The following is a 16,570-nucleotide window of genomic DNA, read 5'->3' as shown; positions in this document are numbered from 1 at the left end:
ACAACCATGCCACTCGTCCGTGTCGACCTGCACGCGAGCCTTGCCGACAGCCGAGCCGAGATCAGCCGAGCGATCCACGACGGACTCGTGAGCGGCCTGCCGATGCCGGCCGACGACCTGTTCCAGATCTTCCGGCTGCACGAGCCGGGCGACCTCGTCTACACCACCACGTTCCCGGATGCCGCGCGCACCGACATCGTGTACATCCAGATCCTGCTCGCGAACATCTATCAGCCGGAGGACAAGCAGCGTATGTACGACGCGGTCGTCGGCAACCTCGTCGAAGTCGGCATCAAGCCCGACAACGTGCTCATCGCGCTCACCGAGAACGCCGGATCTGACTGGTTCGCGCCCTCGAAGGACTGGCAGCCGACGGATGCCGCGGTGTCGGCATGAGCGTGCGCACCGACTTTCCCGCCGACTTCGTCTGGGGAACGGCGACGGCGGCCTACCAGGTGGAAGGTGCCACGTCGGAAGGCGGCAGGACGCCGAGCATCTGGGATGTCTTCGCGCGCGTTCCCGGGGCGATCGCCGACGGTACGACGGGTGACGTCGCCGACGATCACGTCCACCGGTTCCTCGATGACGTCGATCTGATGGCGTCCCTCGGGGTGAACTCGTACCGATTCTCGATCTCGTGGAGCAGGCTGCTGCCGAGCGGGGGCGAGGCGGTGAGCCCCGATGGACTCGCGTTTTACCGGGCGCTGGCGAACGCGTTGCTCGAGCGGGGCATCCGGCCGTACGCGACGCTGTACCACTGGGATCTTCCGCAGGAGCTCGAGGATGCCGGCGGCTGGCTCGAGCGGGGCACCGCTGATGCCTTCGCGCGGTACGCCCGCATCGCGGTGCGGGAGCTCGGCGACCTTGTGACGGACTGGATCACGCTCAACGAGCCGTGGTGTTCCGCGTTCCTGGGCTATGCGTCGGGTGTGCACGCGCCCGGCAAGCAGGCCGGATCGAGCGCGGCACACGCGGCGCACCACCTGTTGCTCGGGCACGGGAAGGCGGTCGCGGCGATCAGGGAGGAGCGGCCGGAGGCATCCGTTGGCATCACGCTCAACCTGTACTCGACGCGGCCCGCGTCGCCGAGTGCTGCCGATGTGGATGCGGCACGACGCATCGACGGCCTGCAGAACCGACTGTTCCTCGAACCGGTGCTCGCCGGGCACTATCCCGACGACGTGCTCGATGACCTGGGTGAGCGTGGCTGGTTCGAGTCTCAGCCGGCGGATGACGTGCGGACGATCGCGGCACCGGTCGACTTTCTCGGCGTGAACTACTACAGCCGGCACACCACCGCGGCGGGGGACGCCGACGCCGGAGTGGTCAGTGCGAACCCCGGCAGCGAGTTCGTGCGCTTCATCGACACCGGCGCGGCGCACACACAGATGGGTTGGGAGATCCACCCCGACGGGCTGATCGACGTTCTCGAGCAAGCCCATGCTTACGCGCCCGAGCTGCCCCTGTACGTCACGGAGAACGGCTCGGCGTATGCCGACGCCGTGGCAGCCGATGGGACGGTCGACGACCCGGAGCGCGCAGAGTATCTGCGCCTGCACGTGGATGCCTGTGCCGAAGCCCTGCATCGTGGCCTGCCCCTGCGCGGCTACTTCTGCTGGTCGCTGATGGACAACTGGGAGTGGGCGTGGGGCCTCTCGCGCCGCTTCGGGCTCGTCTACGTGGACTACGAGACGCAGAAGCGCACGGTCAAGTCGAGTGGCGAGTGGTTCCGGCGGTTCCTCGTCGGCGACGGGGCGTGAGCCGCGGGGCGATGCACTCCAAGAGCTGTATGCGGCCCTGGCGCGCGCCGAGCTGCGGCGCTCAAGGCTACGGAGAGCAAATCAAGCGAGGTGCGCCCGAACCGTGTGCCGAATGGCCTCCGCGTGCTCATAAATGCTGTCGAGCGATTCGAGAGCGTGTTTCGTCTCGACCTTGTTCTGATCGAAGAGGCCGATGTATTTCTGCTTCTTAGCGTTGAACCAGAGACGAACCACTGGCTTGCGGTTGTTGTCATCAAGGAGGATGGCGAAGTACGACTTCGCATCGCGGTGGACGATGCGGTCGGGCTTCACCTCACTGCAGGCGATCGCCTTCACTATCTGGTAGCCCTCGAGCTCCTCGAGGGTTGTCTCGATCTCGGTGTCGCGGTTGATATCCGCTTGCGCGACTTGCTCGCTTGCCACGGTCTCCGTGGGGGCCGCGTCAACAGTTGCATAGGACGCGCCTAGTGCGGTCTTGAGTCGGTCGTTCACTTGCTCATTGAGGAACTGCTTTGAAGCCTTCGCGACAAGGGCCGTGAACTGAATCCGTGTCTCTTGCGTAAAGCGTCCGTCGTACACGCGAGAAGTGAAGAGTCGAACGAAATCTTCGTCTGGCTCGCGGAATTGTGCCGCGATCGCTCGCTTGATTGCACCCACATACTTGAGTTCCTCGGCTGCGCTGATGACGGAGTCGAGATCGAAAGCGTCTTTCGTGAGCTTCCGAAGCTCGGGAAGCAGCGTCTCGTCCACATCGGCGAGATCGAGCACGAGGAACGGCCGATCATCCATCTTGTTCGGCGCATCGAGATCCGTGTAGAAGTTGTAGACCTCGCCGTTCGTCAGCACGGCGATACGCGCATTCGTCACCGAGAAGTAGCGGAAAAGCTGCGAAGCGTGTTCGATTCGCAGCGGCTCGGTCGACTTCTTGCATTCAATGAGGATCTGGACCTCATTCTCACGCATGATGGCGTAGTCAACCTTCTCACCGCGCTTCACGCCAACGTCGGCGGTGAACTCCGGCACGACCTCGAGAGGGTTGAAAACGTCGTAACCAAGGATCGTGGAGATGAAGGGCATGACGAATGCGTTTTTCGTCGCTTCTTCGGTCTGAATCGCCTCACGCTGATTCTGCACCTTTGTGGCCAGCGCAGCGAGGCGCTCCTCAAACTCCATCGTCATTCCTCCCGGGTCGGGGCCCAGAGTAGTGGAGTGCAAGCACGGATTCGGCCGTAGTCGTGTCCCCAGAACGGGGCCGTCGCCTCAGGCCGGACGCATCCGCTCCGACTGACCTTGCCAGGAAGACGCATCAGTAGCTGGGGTGTGCTGGTCACCGCAGCGGCAGAGCCTCAGCAGTGGGCTCTCAGCCGCGCACGTGGTGCGGTGTGAGGTTGCTGTGCAGCACCACGGATGCAGCGCCTCGCGCCGCCGCTCCGGGCCCCGTTTCGCCCATCTCGACCGACACGGGGTGCACCATGCGCATGAACGCCAGCCGGCCCAGTACGTCGCGCACTGTCTCGAGATAGATCGGTCCGGCCGTTGCGAATCCGGGGCCGGCGAGAAAGATCCGGTCGAGGTCGAAGATGTTCGTGAGGCCCAGCACGGCGGAAGCGAGGTAGCGGGCGGACTGCGCGATCAAGGAGTGGGCGTCGGCGTCGCCCGAGACGGCGGCCGTGGCGATCGTCGCGAACGAGGTGCGGACATCCTCGCCCTCGGCGTCGTGCAGCTCGAGTCGCTTCCACAACGCGGTGCGCGCACGTGCCGCGCGCACGACCGCCGCCGGCGTGGCCAGTACCTCCAGGCATCCGCGCGAACCGCAGAAGCACTCGGGTCCGTCGGGGTCGAGCGGAACGTGGCCGATCTCACCCGCGTTCGACGAGGCGCCGCGATAGACGTCGCCGTTCACGACGAGCCCGCAGCCGATGCCTGTAGCCATGTAGATGGTGGCGAAGTCGTGCGAGGTGGATACGCGCCCTGACCAGAACTCGCCGAGCGCCGCACAGTTCGCGTCGTTCTCCAGGATGACGGGGAGGCCGGTCGCTTCATTCAGTGCCGCTTCAATGGCGAACTCCTCCCATTCGCCGGTCTGGCGTGAGGAGCGGAGCACTCCGCCGGAGGCGTCGAGGCGGCCGGCGCCGGATACCCCGACGCCGATGATGTCGGTGCGCGCGACGGCGTACTTGTCGCAGAACCTTCCGATCTCGCGGGCCACCCGATCGATGACGGTCTGTGGTTTGCTGCGCCCTGCGCCCTTGATGGCGTGGCTGTGGAGTGCGGTCCCGTTGATGTCGCAGAGCACCAGCGAGATGCGGGCGTAGTCGAGTGATACTCCGAGGGCGAAGCGTGAGGCCGTGTTCAGCTCGAGCAGGACGGGGCGCTTGCCGCCGGTCGACTCGGCGTACCCGGCCTCGATGACGAGACCGCCAACGATAAGGGCTCGAACGATCTTCGAGATCGTCGCTTCGGTCAACCCGGACTGCTCCGACAACTCGATGCGACTGATCTGCCCGCTCGAGCGGATGAGGTCGAGGATCGCGCTACGCGTGTCGGCGGACGAGGCACCTTTGAGCCGGCGAGCCATCTGCACCACCTGTCGAGAACATTTCTTACCTTAACGAAGTATATCGGCGAGCATCGCGAGCCCCGGAAGTGCGTCGGCGAGGCCGTACCCGGAGGTGCGTCGGCGCGGGCGGCACCCCGACTCGGCCGCCCGTCGGTCCCTCATTACTAACTCAGGCCATATCCGGCCGCATCGATATATACGACGCCTGATTCTCCTCAGCCTGAATTAGTTCGCATTGCGAAGGGAGTGACGGGCGAGGACGTGCCGGCCTCCATGTAAAGGTACGGCTCGCAGGGTGGCCACGGGCGTGGAGGCGGTGCGGCGGACCGGCGCAGTGGTGGATGAGCGGCGTGGGCCGGCGGGCGGTGTTGCGGCACCGATCGGACGGCGTGGGGGTGCCGGTGGGAGCAGGGACGTGGAAGTGGTGCGCGGGATCGCGTGCTGAAAATCGGAGATCTGTGAACGTTGTCGACGCGTCGCGGTGCCGACTCGGCGCGCCGCGGCAAGGTTCCGATTTTCGGCACGGGGTCGTGATGCTCAGCTCTGTCGCGCTCAGCCGGTTATGGTCGAGAGCGGCTGAGCGACTAGGACGCCAGTGCATTCAGGGCATGCACGTATAGCCCGAGCCGTGCGCTCACGCGGAACAGCGTTCCTACGCCGACTCTTCGATGGCCACCACGGTGTCGTACAGGCCGTAGTGCCGCAGATTTTCATGGGACGCGATCCCCGTGTACGAGAGCGAGGCATCTTCGTAGCGCCGGAAGGCGAAGATCGCCTGGTTCATGTGCGCGGCGTTAAAGACGCCGAGCGAGACGAGCAGGTCGAAGTCTTCGACGGTGAGGCCGGTAACGGCCTTGAAGAGGCCGGGTTCGAGTTTCTGGATGACGTCTTGCAGCGTGTTCTCGCGGTAGTCCGTGAGGTACATGAAGGCCGGGATGCGCGTGGCGAACTTGATCAGCTTCTCCTGAATCGCCTTGCGGTTCTTCTTGAGCTTCTTCTCGTCCTCCGAGAGCTCCTTCTTCTCCTTGGTTGTGATTGCTTCGCCCTTGGACTTCTTCGTCTCGGATACGGCCTCGGACTTGTTGACGACGGTCTCGAAGATGGAGGCGCCGAGCGCGCGGAATCCCTCGATCTTCATGACGGCATCCATGGCTGCTTGGTCGGCCATGATCTTCTTCAGCGTGAGATTGTCGACGTTGACGAGGATGGCGGACTGCCACTTGCGGGCGAGGAGGGTGGCCGACGTGCCCGACATGGCGATGTCGAGAATGTCGCCAGCATCGACCGGATGCATGTGAAGCCCGTCATAGGCGAGCACGGGCAGATAGCTGACCAGTTCTTCGACGGCGCGCTCGGGGTTCGACTCTTCGGGCGCGAGCCCGATGGCGTAGTCGCTGATCTGTTGCAGTGCGCGCGTCGGCGCGAAATCGAATACGAAGCAGACCGGCTTGAGGATCTCTTCCTCATTCGGGTCGTCACCGTTCGGGTTCTTGATCGACCACGGCGATTGCACCCGGAACGCCGCCTGAAAGTACGTCTCCGGGGCCTTGAGGTTGCGAAGCATCAGAATCGACGACCACTGCGGCACGGTGACGCCCGTCGTGAGCTTGCCGACCGTGAGCGTGATGGTCTTGGTGTCGAAGCCATTACCGATCGCCTTGCGAACAGGTGGCAGCGCATCCAAGCCGATGCCAACCCCTGGTGCCGACACGTTCACGATCGTGTAGTCGTGCCAGAACACGTTCTGCTTCTCAGCAAGCAGATTCACCATCGCGGCACAGGATGCCTGGCGCGGCAACATCCAGAGGGAGTGCTGCAGATAGGGCAGTAGTCGCACATCCGAGTACGGAAGTGGGGGCCGAGTGCCCGCCTTTTGCGCGTCGACCTGCGTGGGCAGGTAGGAGCCACGGATGATGTCGAGCCACTTCTGCACGTCATCCTTGTGCACGAACTCCGCATCTGCCGCCCCGGAGCCGGTCGGAACCTTCGCTTCGAAGAACGTGTTCAGGTCGAATTCGTCGAGCTCGCCGTCAGTCGCGATGGAGACGAGTTCGTCCGGCATTTGGTAGGTCAAGAGCCGCATCTCGGGCAGCGCTTCGTATGGGTTCCACTTGCCGGGATTCGTGCTCGTGAATTCTGCCTTCGCGCGCTGCTCATCGGTGTAGGTCCAGTTGAAGATCTGCTCTTCGATGAAGCGCCCGGTGGCAAGCGCTTTGAACGGCGTGCCGGAGAGGTAGAGGTAGGCGCCAGCACGGATCGGCACGAACGTGTCCTCATCGCTGTGCAGTTCTTCGAGTTCGTCGGCGAACGTCTCGAGGTCGGAGCCGAACTCCTGCGCGATCTCCTTCTTCTTCGAGGAATCGTCTTCGCCCTCGAACAATTCCTTCGCGGTGTCGCGCCACGCGCCGAAGTGGTATTCGTCGAAAATCACGAGGTCCCAGTGCAGCTCTTTGAGCCACTGGTGTTTCGCCTTGAAGTTGCCGGCCTTGTCGCGGCCGAGCAGGTCTTGGAAGGACCCGAAGAACACGAGCGGATGCTCCGGGTCGGCCTTCTGCGGATCCCCACCGGCCTCGCGCGAGATGTACTGCCAGCCGTCGAAGTCGAAGTGCGACTCGAGGTCGGTCTTCCAGGCATCCTCGACCGCGGGCTTGAACGTGACGACGAGAATGCGCTTCGCCTTCATCCGCTTGGCCAGCTGGTACGCGGTGAACGTCTTGCCGAACCGCATTTTGGCGTTCCAGAGGAACTCGGGAACGGCGTCTTCGTTCTCGCTCCAAATCGAACGGTAGTACTTGAGCGTCGACTCGACGGCGCGCTTCTGCTCGGCGCGCATCGGGAACGTCTCGTAGTGGGCGCGCGGGCCTACGGTCCCGTTTCGAAGCTCAAAGATCGCCGCCTCTACGTCGGCGGGCGTGCATCGCATCCATTCACGACTCGACTCATACACGACGTTCTCAAATCCTTTGGAAATGAGTCGTGCGCGCACGTCCGAATCCGTGAACATGCTCCCGTCGGGCCGATCCGCCCGCTCGTCGACTTCGAGACGATACGCCACGCGAGTCTGGCCCTGAGACTCCTTGATTCGTTGGTTGACGTCTCTGGTCGTCTGGCCAACTTTGAGGCAGTCACGCCACCGCTCGGCAACTTCGGACGATGACCACGCGTAGATGCGAAGCGGCGAATCGGGCTTCGGCGCGAAGATCTCGGACGCGGGTTCAGGCATCAGTGGCGGCCATCGGGCGTACGAGGCTTTCGACGAATGCGACCTCTTCGTCAGTGAGTGAATACTTCGCGTACAGCTCGTCGTCCGACCATGCGTGGTTCCATTCCTGAGTCGGAACGAAGGCGTAAACCTTTCGGGTCGTATGTTGTGTCGACTTGTGCAGGAGGATCAGCAATCTAGTGAATCGGCACTCGAGGTACGACAAAGCGCTTGCTGCTTGCTCTTCGGTTTCAAGCGGACCAATGCAGAGATATGTCTCGGAGGAGATCGACCCTGGCGCGCCCACAAAGGGCGTGCTGAGGACTCGATGGGGGTAAGTGTCTTTGTTCCCGGTTCCGGGCGCGGCTGCACCGACAAAAACCTTCCACTTGTCGATGAGGTCGGTTCCGGTGCCTATCGACGCTCGATCAATGAAAGCCTTGCCTCCGTTCTGGTACACAAGCAGGTCTCTAGGCCCGGCCTCGCTATGTCCCTTGAAGAATGTGCGGAGCCCGAAGGGCTTGCTGGAGCTCACCAACCGGTCGAAACGCTTGTCAGCGGGCAGCCCCAGGGATCCTCGTTTTCCGCCCTCGACTTCGACGACCTTCTTGAGTATTGAGACGCCTTCGTTGAAGCGCACGAATATATCGGCGCCGTCCTCCAGAAGGGGGCGCGTCGATGTCGACAGGGGAAGGCCCTTGAATCGTGTCGTTACTCGACAGGGGCCGGGAGTATCGCGCTCCCAGAGGAAGTAGCAAACCCCGCCCTTGAGACCGACAGAGGGGAAGACATCTGAAGCACTCAGATAGTCGTCTATTACACGAACCCGATCATCGGCGAGCATTGCCTCTCGAAAGTCATCGAGCCCTTTGCCTCCAGCGAACCAGCGTGACGGGACGATCATGGAAAGAAACCGCGGGCCGAGCGCCTTCGCTTGCTCAACGAAGAGTTGGTAGATCGGTGCCGCGCTCGTGCCGAAGCCGCCGTCGCTCAACTGATACGGCGGGTTCCCGATGATGACGTCGAACTGCATGTCGGCTCCGAACAGCTCGGCCATGCGAGCCTTGATGTCGTCGGTGTGAATGAAGGCGTAGGCGTGAGTTTCGAGGCCGGAGTCCTTGGCATATTCAGCTCCAGGGGCGCCGCAGTACTTGCACTTTCCCGAACGGATCAGGTCGACCCAGACCTTCCGGCCGGTGTCCGGGTGCACGCGAGGAACTCGTTCGCGCCCGATCCAGGTGTGCTCGGTCCGTTCGAACCAGATGTTTCCCCAGTCCCGATCGAACGACTTCGCGATCGAGTACTTGCCGTTCGCCCACTTCGAGCAGTAGACGCTGCGCCGGGCGAGCAGGGCGGTCAGCTCGGTGATGCCGACGCCGAACACCTGCTTCGTGAGGATATGGTCCACGCGCGACTGGAGGTCGGGCATCCACTTCTCGAGGCCATCGGTGAGCCGTGCGACGATCTCGCGCAGGAATACCCCGGACTTGGTAAATGGATCGAGGAACGTGACCTTCGGGTCCGCCCAGATGTTGGCGCCGTTGTTGGCTTCGGCCCAGGCATCCGCGAGCGTGTCGAGCATGCGGTTCGCGAAGTCGGGCGGCGTGAAGACCTCATCGTTGGAGAGGTTTGCGATGCACGTGAGGACGTCGGGGTTATGGCGTCGTAGCGAAAGCGGGCTCTTGATTGCCACGTCGCTCATGCTTCGTCCGCCAGCCGGTCATCGACGTCGTCGGCCACCGACGCATCGGCGTCGCCGAGGCTCGCGAGGTAGTCACTTCTGACGTCATAGATGGACTTGCCGGTCTCGGCGACTGCCCAGAACGTCCAGCCGTTGACCCCGGTTCCGGCGACAGCCCGACCCGCACCAGACGGGTAGTCATAGCCGACATCACCGACGTAGACCCGGCCATCCTGCGTGATCGCGGCCTCCACGTCGGAGAGCGCAGTCCAGGTGGGCTTCAGGCGAGTGCCGGGCTGGAGCCAGCCAGACGACACAAGCTGGGCCAGATCGACCGTGGCGATCGTTGCTGGCCGCTCGGGCTGAGTGAGTAATCCGACATGCCCAGCAGGGGCCGGCCAGATCTCGAGGAGTTGACTGACCATGAGGTCGGTGCGTTCGTCGATCTCGCGCTCGCCCCACTTGCCGTCGCCAGCGAGGATGACGGCATCCATCGTGATCAACGCATCGTTGTGCTGCAGGAAATAGTCCCGTTTGGTAGCCCACGAGCCGTTCGACACGCTGCTGTTGAGCGACTGGGTGATCAGTGTGAGGTTTCCGAGCTGCTGCACCAGCCGATCGCGAGCGGCATCCTCCTCTTCGCTGAACCCGCCTTTCCAGTGCGTGCGCCACCCTTGTGGCATGAGGTGCTCGATGGTCGCCTTGCCTCGAATGATCGGGCTCGTCGCGAGCTTCTTGCCGTCCGGGTAGCCGCGCTTGTCGTCTTCGAGCGCCTCCAGCACCATGCGGAGGCGTGCGCGTAGATACTTCCAGTAGGCGGGAGCGCCGATCACGGCATCCCGTACCTCGGCATCGCCAGGCCAGTACCCGACCGTCGTGTGCGCGCTGACGAGATACCGCTCGACGGCGTTCGCCACCGATTCCTTCGGCTGTTCGCTGAGATAACGCAGAAGGTCGATGAGAAACCGGTTGGTGCCCTGTGTGGGTGCTTTGACCAGAGCGCGTCGCACGAACCAGCTCTCCAGGGCCTCCAGAACGCGACGCCGGTCCGCCTCGGGTATTGCTGCCTGTTCCGGCTCGTCCAACCAGATCAGAAGCGGACGCACGATCTCGGACCCGAGCGTGCCCACCCGATAGCTGAAGAGTTCGATGCGGCTCAGCGGCCCATGGGGGTTCTCCGCGCCCTCGATGATCGATCGATACTGGTTGGCGGCTGCACGGATACGCGGTAGCAGCACCGTGACGTCCTTCTCAACGGTCGTGACGTAGTACTTGAACTGGGTGAACACCTCGCGGATCGGAAAGTCCGTCAGGGTGCGTGCGACCAGCCATTGCCAGAGGAAAAGGGATGCCCGTGAGTTTGTGATGCGACCGGTCGTGATCTCGGTTTCCCACCACGGCGTTTCGAATTCGGCCCAGTTGGCGAGGTACGTCTTTTCCGCGATCGCCGCAGGCACTTGTTGGAAGACAAAGTTCTTGATCAGGTCGGCGGCCGAGAGCGGAGTGCCGCGAGCGTTCAGCGTCTCGAAGATCGCCTGTGCATCCTCGTTCGCGTCGAGAGTGATGCTCGCGATCTCGAGCCGATCCTTGATCGCCGGTACCAGCAACCTCGCGCGTCTCACCGCCGGTTGCGCGTCGTCGCCCAGCCACTCCGCGATGGCCTCGGCGAAGAACTTGTGTGCGTCGCGCAGCCGTGAAGGTGAGACGGACTCGTAGTCGACGGGGATGGGCGCTGACATGACCGTTGCGAACGCGTCGCGGTCGCGGTTGGTCGGCCAGAGCTTGTAGCGATCCTCGTCGGTTTCGCATGCGTCGGGCGGGTTCTCAATGAGGTGTTCCACCTGACTGGCGAGCGTTTCCAGACCGCGGCGCTGGAGTTCCGAGTGCAGGGCGTCGAGGAGCAGTTGAAGAGTCGTCAGCCGCTGTTGTCCGTCGATCACATTCGCCGTCGGCAGCCCGCCGAGCCCGATGGGCACCTGCTGGGTCACAATGGCACCGAGGAAGTGCGTTGCCTGCGGATCATGCTGTTCGATGACCTCGATGAGACGCATGATGTCCTGCCAGAGCGGCTCCCACTGCGTCTCGCGCGACCAGACATACGGGCGCTGGAAGAGAGGGACGACCAAGCGGCTCGGGTTGAAGAAGATTCCCTGAGGCTTGACGACATCGGTCTTCATGCGGGCTCGCCCTCGTGTGAAGACCTCGCGAGTTCTTGCACAGTCATCGGCGGATACGTGCGGGAGGGTACGAAGACCTCGTGCTCCTCGAAGGCCTCGAAGAGCGTTCCGGAGAACGAGCCGCGCTCCGTCAGGTTGCTGTATCCGAAGTCGCGCCTCTGGAACTTGCCGCGCCCGAGGTAGCCCCACTCCGGAAACGTGATCGGCTGGCCCGAGGCATCCGTCATCTTGAGGGCATCGCCGTGCACGATGTTGACCGCGAGAACGGCTTCAGCGGCTCGGCGCCAGACATCGTCGTGGCCGAGCTTCAGGAATGTGGCGAACGTCTCGAGCAGGTTCGTCCGGCACTCAGTGGCGTTATCGGGCAACAGCTCGATGCCGTAGACGCACATGAGCGCGAAGAGCGCGTAGTGCTTCTTCTCGAAGTCACTCCGCCCGTGGCGAGCGTTAACCGCCGCGAGTTTGCGCTCAAGAACGGGAATGAGGAAGTTGCCGGAACCGCAAGCCGGCTCGAGAAAGCGGGAGTCGATCCGCTCTGTCTCCGACTTGACGAGGTCGAGCATGTCGTTGACGAGCCATGACGGTGTGAAGACTTCGCCGTGATCGGCAACCCGCTGCTTCGACTTGACGAGCCTTTCCGCCCGCTGAGCCTCTGTTGCCATGCATTGAGCGTACAAGTACCCGGTGACATGCGCCCTGGCACCAGTCTTGGGGTGACGTGATTCTGAATGGATGCCCCGCGTCCCGTCCGAAGCCGCCGCTCACATCGGCGGGCTGATCGCGGAGCAGCGCAAGCGGCAAGGCTTCACACAGGATCAGGTCGCTGTTCTCAGCGGCATCGATTCATCGAATGTGCGCGCTTACGAGACCGGACGATCGATGCCGAACATCCAGTCGCTGGTGCGGATGGCAGAGGCGCTCGGCGTGCATCCGGGTGAGTTGTTGGATGGGCTCAAGCCGGAGATGTTCGCCGTGAGAGCGGACGACGGGCGCCGGAAGGCTGCCGGCTAAGGGGACTGCGTCGAACGTGGCTCGGTCGGCATCGGGAAGGAGCACTGATTCCACCGGGGCTGCCAATGCTTACCTCTCCACAGCTGCGACCAGCCTCGCGGAAGACGTCGGCAGCCGTGGATATCATCGCCACGTGAGCAAGCAGACTCTGGATCGCGTGTACACCGCTCCGCTGTACACGAAGGGCGAAGTCGCGCGCATCGTTTCTGCTTCGCCGTCGACCGTTCACAGCTGGTTGCTCGGTAGAGCGGAGGACGGCCGTTCCTATCCACCCGTGATAGATGGCGTGGCTAAGGGAACTGGTCCGCAGGTGTCGTTCACGGGGCTCGCCGAGGTCTACGTGCTGAATGCCTTCCGCAAGGCGGGGCTGCCATTGCAGCGCATCAGGCCAGCGGTCCAGATGCTCAAGGACAACCTTCAACTCGATCATGCACTCGCCAACAAGAGACTGGTGACCGACGGTGCAGAGGTACTGATCAAATCGGATGATCGCGCCGACCAGCGGTTGATGGTCGTGAGGAACGGCCAGGCCGTATTCAACGAGGTCGTCGAGGGATACCTCAAACAGATCGACTTCGGAGATCTCGGTTATGCGTCGTCGATTGCCCTGCCTCAGTTCACGAAGACGCGCGTCGTGGTGCGTCCCCTCCTCAATGGCGGGAGGCCGAGCGTTGAGTCTCGCGGAATCGCGATCGACGATGTGCTGAGCAGGGTGCGCGCGGGTGAGCCTCCTGCGGATGTGGCCGAGGACTATCGACTCAACCTGGACGACCTCCTCTACCTGAACTACGCTGCAGCCTGAACTGTCATGCGCTCCGACCTTCGGTTCTTCATCGATCGCGGGGTCGGCTCGTTTGTCGTGCCGAATGGTCTTCGAGACGCGGGCTGGAGTGTCGTCACGATGGACGAACGCTACGGCCTGCAAGAGTCCCAGGCGTCGCCGATCCGGTGTGGATCGCCGACGCTGCAGCGCGCGACGAAGTTCTGATCACCAAAGATCGCAATGTGGCCAAGCGGCCCTTCGAAGCCGAGGCGCTCAACGACGTGTTCGGCGCCTTGGCATAGGCAGCAGCCGCGCACGATTCAGGCCGAGTGCTGCCCGGACGAGTGGCCTCGCCCTGAGCCGCGTGCACAATTCATGCTGCGCATGGCTGCTCCTCGGCCGAAGTCCCGGCAGCGTGGGGGCATGCGCCGCTGGATGCGCGTCTCGTCCTGAGTTATGCGCGGGCGACGCGCAGTGCGCCGCGCGGGGCTGCCGGTCGCGTCCTGAATTGTGCGCACGCGAAGCGCCCCGCGCCGACCCGCGACAATAGAGCCATGGCACGAACGGTACGCGGCGCCCGCATCCTCATCACGGGCGCGGCGAGCGGCATGGGCAGGCTCTACGCGGAGCGGGCGGTGCTCGAGGGGGCGAGGTCGGTCATCCTGTGGGATGTCGACCACGACTCGCTCAAAGAAGTCACCGGCGTGCTCACCGCGCTCGCCGACCCGGGCACGAGCATCCACCCGTACACCGTCGACCTCGGGGAGCTCGGCGCCATCGCGCAGACCGCGCACAAGGTGCGCCGGCTGGCGGGAGCGCCCGACATCATCATCAACAACGCGGGGATCGTGCGCGGCGCCCTCTTCTGGGAGCACGACAACGGCGATGACACCCGCAAGATCATGCAGGTGAACGCGCTCGCGCCGATGTACCTGACGCGCGAATTCCTGCCCGCCATGATCGACGACGCCTCCCGCGCCAAGCGCATCGTGAACGTCGCATCGGCCGCGGGACTGCTGTCGAATCCGCGCATGAGCGTGTACGCGGCATCCAAGTGGGCCCTGATCGGATGGAGCGACTCACTCCGCCTGGAGCTCGAGCGCGAGGGCCACAGCAACGTGAAGGTCACCACGGTGGCCCCGAGCTACATCGACACCGGCATGTTCGAGGGTGCCCGTGGGCCGCTGCTCACCCCGGTCATGAAGCCCGACTACGTGGTCGATCGCGTGTGGGATGCCATGCTCTCCGGCCGCCCGCTCCTCACGCTGCCGAGGTCGGTCGCCCTCGCCAAGGCGCTCAAGGGCATCCTGCCGGTGCGCGCATGGGATGCCATCGCCGGCCCGGTCTTCGGCGTCTACTCCTCGATGGACGACTTCGTCGGCCGCGCTCGCTGACCGACGGCACGCCGCGTCAGAGGCGGTGCTTCGCCAGCCAGCGAGTGAGCACGGCGCTGAACTCGTGCGGATGCTCCACGCTCGGCAGGTGCGCCGTGTCGCTGAACACGTATCCCTCGGACTGCGGCAGGGCGTCCACCAGAAAGGCCTGCGCGGCCAACTCGAACGAGAGGTCGTACTCGCCCACGGTGGCGAGCACGGGCATCCGCAGGTCGGAGATGCGCGGATACGCGGGCGGATCCAGCGGCACCGAGACCGGCGCTTCCGCGCGGTGCGTCGTGTTCGGGCGGTTGAGCGCGTAGGCGAGCTGCACGAACTCGGGATCGAGTGTCGACTCGTCGCGAGTCGGGCCGATCACCCACAGAGCGGTCTCGAGCCGGGTCATCAGCGCCCAGTCGCCGTCTTCGTAGGCGTCGTCGAGCGCGTCGAACGCGGCATCCTCGTCGTCGGTGAGTTCCGTGTCCGGAAACCCGCTCGGCCCCGAGCCCACTGTCGCGACACCGGCGACCCGCTCCGGTGACTCGAGCGCCAGGTCGAGAGCGATGCGGCCGCCGCGGGACGCCCCGACCACGGTCGCCCGCTGCACACCCAGGTGGTCGAGCACGTCGCGGGCGTCCGCGCGATCGCTGAACTTCACGTCGTCGGTGCGGGTCTGTCCGTATCCGCGGCTGTCGAACCGCACGACGTAGTGGTCGACGGCCAGCGCGGGAACGAGAGAGTCCCACATGCGCAGGGTGGCGCATCCGGCGTGGATGAGCAGGATCGCGGGAGCGGATGCCTGCCCTTCCGCCTCGTAGTACAGCTCGGCCCCCGGCACGCTCAGGTGTGGCATGACCAGAGCCTACGGTCCACTGGGTCCTGCGGCCAGGGGCACGTGGCCACACGCGGCGAGGCCATGCGGGCTGTGCCGGGTGGAGCGCCCGGCCGGAGCGGCAAGCTGGAGCCGCCGGCGACGCAGCGGGGCGAGGTCGCCGGGTGAAGCGGCCGGGTGAGGTCGCCGGCGACGCCGTCGGCGACGCGGCTGGGCGAGGTCGCCGGGTGAAGCGGCCGCGCGACCGTGCAACGCGGACCCGCCCGATTCCCTAGCCTTGAGCGGTGACGGGTGTGCTGATCGGGTTCGGAATCATCGCGTTCGTCATCGTGGTCGGCTACGTCGCCGGCCGGCTCCGCGTCGGCGGTCCGTCGGCGCCGTTCGTGCTGAACCGCGTCGCGTTCTTCGTCGCGAACCCGGCGCTGCTGTTCACGGTGCTCGCCAAGGCGGATCTGCACGAGGTCTTCTCGTGGAGCGTCGTCGTCGCGGGTGCTGCGGCGATCGGATCCGCCGCGGTCTTCGTGATCCTCAGCCGCATCTTCTTTCCGCGGCCCGTGGCCGAGACCACGCTCGGCGCACTAGGTGCCGGGTACGTCAACGCGAACAACATCGGTCTCCCGGTGGCGGTCTACGTTCTCGGCAACGCCTCACTCGTCGCGCCGCTGCTGCTGATCCAGCTCATCGTGTTCGCGCCTGTCGCCCTCGTCATTCTCGACGTGAGCACCCACGGCACCATGTCGGTGAAGTCGATCCTGACGCAGCCGCTGCGCAACCCGATGATCCTGGCATCCGTCGCCGGCCTCGTGGTGGATGCCACGGGCTGGCATATTCCCGACCCGGTATTCCAGCCTTTCGTGCTGCTGGGCGGCGCAGCTGTTCCCACAGTTCTGCTGGCGTTCGGCATGTCGCTGAGCGGCGCGCGACCGCTCAGAGCGCGCACCGAACGGGCCACGATTCTCGTGTCGTCCGCGGGCAAGGTCGTGTTCATGCCGTTACTGGCATGGATCGTCGCGAGCTCGCTCGGCGTGCATGGTCACGACCTGTTCGCCTACGTTGCGCTCGCGGCGCTGCCCACCGCGCAGAACGTCTTCAACTTCGCGAGCCGCTACGAGCGAGGCGAAGTGCTCGCCCGAGACACCGTGCTGCTGACGAGCGTCGCGGCCATTCCCGCGCTCATCATCATCGCCTGGCTGCTGGCGTGAGCCGCACTC

Annotated in this window: 14 protein-coding genes; 7 read left to right on the top strand and 7 right to left on the bottom strand. The window is 64.3% G+C overall.

The features are described from left to right. Window positions 1-6 precede the first annotated feature (6 nt). Both H623_RS0112455 and H623_RS0112450 read left to right on the top strand, forming a co-directional pair. Window positions 7-396: a tautomerase family protein gene (locus H623_RS0112455; RefSeq protein ID WP_022901263.1), complete on the top strand. Its 390-nt coding sequence runs from the start codon at window positions 7-9 to the stop codon at window positions 394-396. Next, the gene (locus H623_RS0112450; protein WP_022901262.1) at window positions 393-1,760 is read left to right on the top strand and encodes a GH1 family beta-glucosidase; all 1,368 of its coding nucleotides are present in this window, start codon (window positions 393-395) and stop codon (window positions 1,758-1,760) included. Before H623_RS0112455 ends, H623_RS0112450 begins: the two co-directional genes overlap by 4 nt. A gap of 81 nt (window positions 1,761-1,841) precedes the next feature. On the opposite strand, the gene H623_RS0112445 is transcribed toward H623_RS0112450, so the two are convergent. The 6 genes from H623_RS0112445 to H623_RS0112420 all read right to left on the bottom strand — a co-directional run bounded on the left by H623_RS0112445 (window position 1,842) and on the right by H623_RS0112420 (window position 12,042). Continuing rightward, window positions 1,842-2,933 carry a type I restriction endonuclease gene (locus tag H623_RS0112445; RefSeq protein ID WP_022901261.1) on the bottom strand — a complete coding sequence of 364 codons (1,092 nt, stop codon included), beginning with the start codon at window positions 2,931-2,933 and terminating at the stop codon, window positions 1,842-1,844. 187 nt (window positions 2,934-3,120) lie between these two features. Next, window positions 3,121-4,338 carry an ROK family transcriptional regulator gene (locus tag H623_RS19745; protein ID WP_033371974.1) on the bottom strand — a complete coding sequence of 406 codons (1,218 nt, stop codon included), beginning with the start codon at window positions 4,336-4,338 and terminating at the stop codon, window positions 3,121-3,123. Between the two features lie 634 nt (window positions 4,339-4,972). Beyond that, a complete protein-coding gene (locus H623_RS0112435; protein ID WP_022901259.1) occupies window positions 4,973-7,543 on the bottom strand; it encodes a DEAD/DEAH box helicase family protein in 2,571 nt (856 codons plus the stop codon). After that, window positions 7,536-9,224 carry an Eco57I restriction-modification methylase domain-containing protein gene (locus tag H623_RS0112430; RefSeq protein WP_022901258.1) on the bottom strand — a complete coding sequence of 563 codons (1,689 nt, stop codon included), beginning with the start codon at window positions 9,222-9,224 and terminating at the stop codon, window positions 7,536-7,538. The genes H623_RS0112435 and H623_RS0112430 overlap by 8 nt, the downstream gene beginning before the upstream one ends. Then, a complete protein-coding gene (locus tag H623_RS19740; protein ID WP_022901257.1) occupies window positions 9,221-11,380 on the bottom strand; it encodes a GmrSD restriction endonuclease domain-containing protein in 2,160 nt (719 codons plus the stop codon). The genes H623_RS0112430 and H623_RS19740 overlap by 4 nt, the downstream gene beginning before the upstream one ends. Beyond that, on the bottom strand, window positions 11,377-12,042 hold the full coding sequence (locus H623_RS0112420) for an N-6 DNA methylase (protein WP_022901256.1): 666 nt from the start codon (window positions 12,040-12,042) through the stop codon (window positions 11,377-11,379). The genes H623_RS19740 and H623_RS0112420 overlap by 4 nt, the downstream gene beginning before the upstream one ends. Before the next feature lie 70 nt (window positions 12,043-12,112). On the opposite strand from H623_RS0112420, the gene H623_RS19735 reads away from it, so the two are divergent. The 4 genes from H623_RS19735 (at window position 12,113) to H623_RS0112400 (ending at window position 14,548) form a co-directional block, all read left to right on the top strand. Beyond that, window positions 12,113-12,391: a helix-turn-helix domain-containing protein gene (locus H623_RS19735; protein WP_022901255.1), complete on the top strand. Its 279-nt coding sequence runs from the start codon at window positions 12,113-12,115 to the stop codon at window positions 12,389-12,391. A 133-nt stretch (window positions 12,392-12,524) separates the two neighbouring features. Then, window positions 12,525-13,193: a DUF433 domain-containing protein gene (locus tag H623_RS0112410; RefSeq protein WP_022901254.1), complete on the top strand. Its 669-nt coding sequence runs from the start codon at window positions 12,525-12,527 to the stop codon at window positions 13,191-13,193. Next, on the top strand, window positions 13,190-13,456 hold the full coding sequence (locus H623_RS22210; protein WP_169514923.1) for a PIN-like domain-containing protein: 267 nt from the start codon (window positions 13,190-13,192) through the stop codon (window positions 13,454-13,456). The genes H623_RS0112410 and H623_RS22210 overlap by 4 nt, the downstream gene beginning before the upstream one ends. A 252-nt stretch (window positions 13,457-13,708) precedes the next feature. Next, complete coding sequence (locus H623_RS0112400) at window positions 13,709-14,548, top strand: SDR family oxidoreductase (RefSeq protein WP_022901252.1); 840 nt, start codon at window positions 13,709-13,711, stop codon at window positions 14,546-14,548. A 16-nt stretch (window positions 14,549-14,564) separates the two neighbouring features. Here H623_RS0112400 and H623_RS21170 read toward each other — a convergent pair whose 3' ends face one another. After that, window positions 14,565-15,380 (bottom strand): alpha/beta fold hydrolase, encoded by an 816-nt coding sequence (locus tag H623_RS21170; RefSeq protein WP_022901251.1) that lies wholly within the window; start codon window positions 15,378-15,380, stop codon window positions 14,565-14,567. A 263-nt stretch (window positions 15,381-15,643) separates the two neighbouring features. Here H623_RS21170 and H623_RS0112390 point away from each other — a divergent pair, with 263 nt between their 5' ends. Next, entirely contained in the window at window positions 15,644-16,561 is a 918-nt protein-coding gene (locus tag H623_RS0112390) for an AEC family transporter (RefSeq protein WP_022901250.1), read from the top strand. Window positions 16,562-16,570: the final 9 nt, after the last annotated feature.

The sequence above is a fragment of the Humibacter albus DSM 18994 genome, from assembly GCF_000421825.1.
Taxonomy (GTDB): Bacteria; Actinomycetota; Actinomycetes; order Actinomycetales; family Microbacteriaceae; genus Humibacter; species Humibacter albus.
This window is presented reverse-complemented; position numbering and strand designations above follow the sequence as displayed.

What these genes read in the sequence shown, in the direction of transcription:
- H623_RS0112455 (WP_022901263.1), top strand. Translation starts at nt 7, where the DNA reads ATGCCACTCGTCCGTGTCGACCTGCACGCGAGCCTTGCCGACAGCCGA.
- H623_RS0112450 (WP_022901262.1), top strand. Translation starts at nt 393, where the DNA reads ATGAGCGTGCGCACCGACTTTCCCGCCGACTTCGTCTGGGGAACGGCG.
- H623_RS0112445 (WP_022901261.1), bottom strand. Translation starts at nt 2,933, where the DNA reads ATGGAGTTTGAGGAGCGCCTCGCTGCGCTGGCCACAAAGGTGCAGAAT.
- H623_RS19745 (WP_033371974.1), bottom strand. Translation starts at nt 4,338, where the DNA reads ATGGCTCGCCGGCTCAAAGGTGCCTCGTCCGCCGACACGCGTAGCGCG.
- H623_RS0112435 (WP_022901259.1), bottom strand. Translation starts at nt 7,543, where the DNA reads ATGCCTGAACCCGCGTCCGAGATCTTCGCGCCGAAGCCCGATTCGCCG.
- H623_RS0112430 (WP_022901258.1), bottom strand. Translation starts at nt 9,224, where the DNA reads ATGAGCGACGTGGCAATCAAGAGCCCGCTTTCGCTACGACGCCATAAC.
- H623_RS19740 (WP_022901257.1), bottom strand. Translation starts at nt 11,380, where the DNA reads ATGAAGACCGATGTCGTCAAGCCTCAGGGAATCTTCTTCAACCCGAGC.
- H623_RS0112420 (WP_022901256.1), bottom strand. Translation starts at nt 12,042, where the DNA reads ATGGCAACAGAGGCTCAGCGGGCGGAAAGGCTCGTCAAGTCGAAGCAG.
- H623_RS19735 (WP_022901255.1), top strand. Translation starts at nt 12,113, where the DNA reads ATGCCCCGCGTCCCGTCCGAAGCCGCCGCTCACATCGGCGGGCTGATC.
- H623_RS0112400 (WP_022901252.1), top strand. Translation starts at nt 13,709, where the DNA reads ATGGCACGAACGGTACGCGGCGCCCGCATCCTCATCACGGGCGCGGCG.
- H623_RS21170 (WP_022901251.1), bottom strand. Translation starts at nt 15,380, where the DNA reads ATGCCACACCTGAGCGTGCCGGGGGCCGAGCTGTACTACGAGGCGGAA.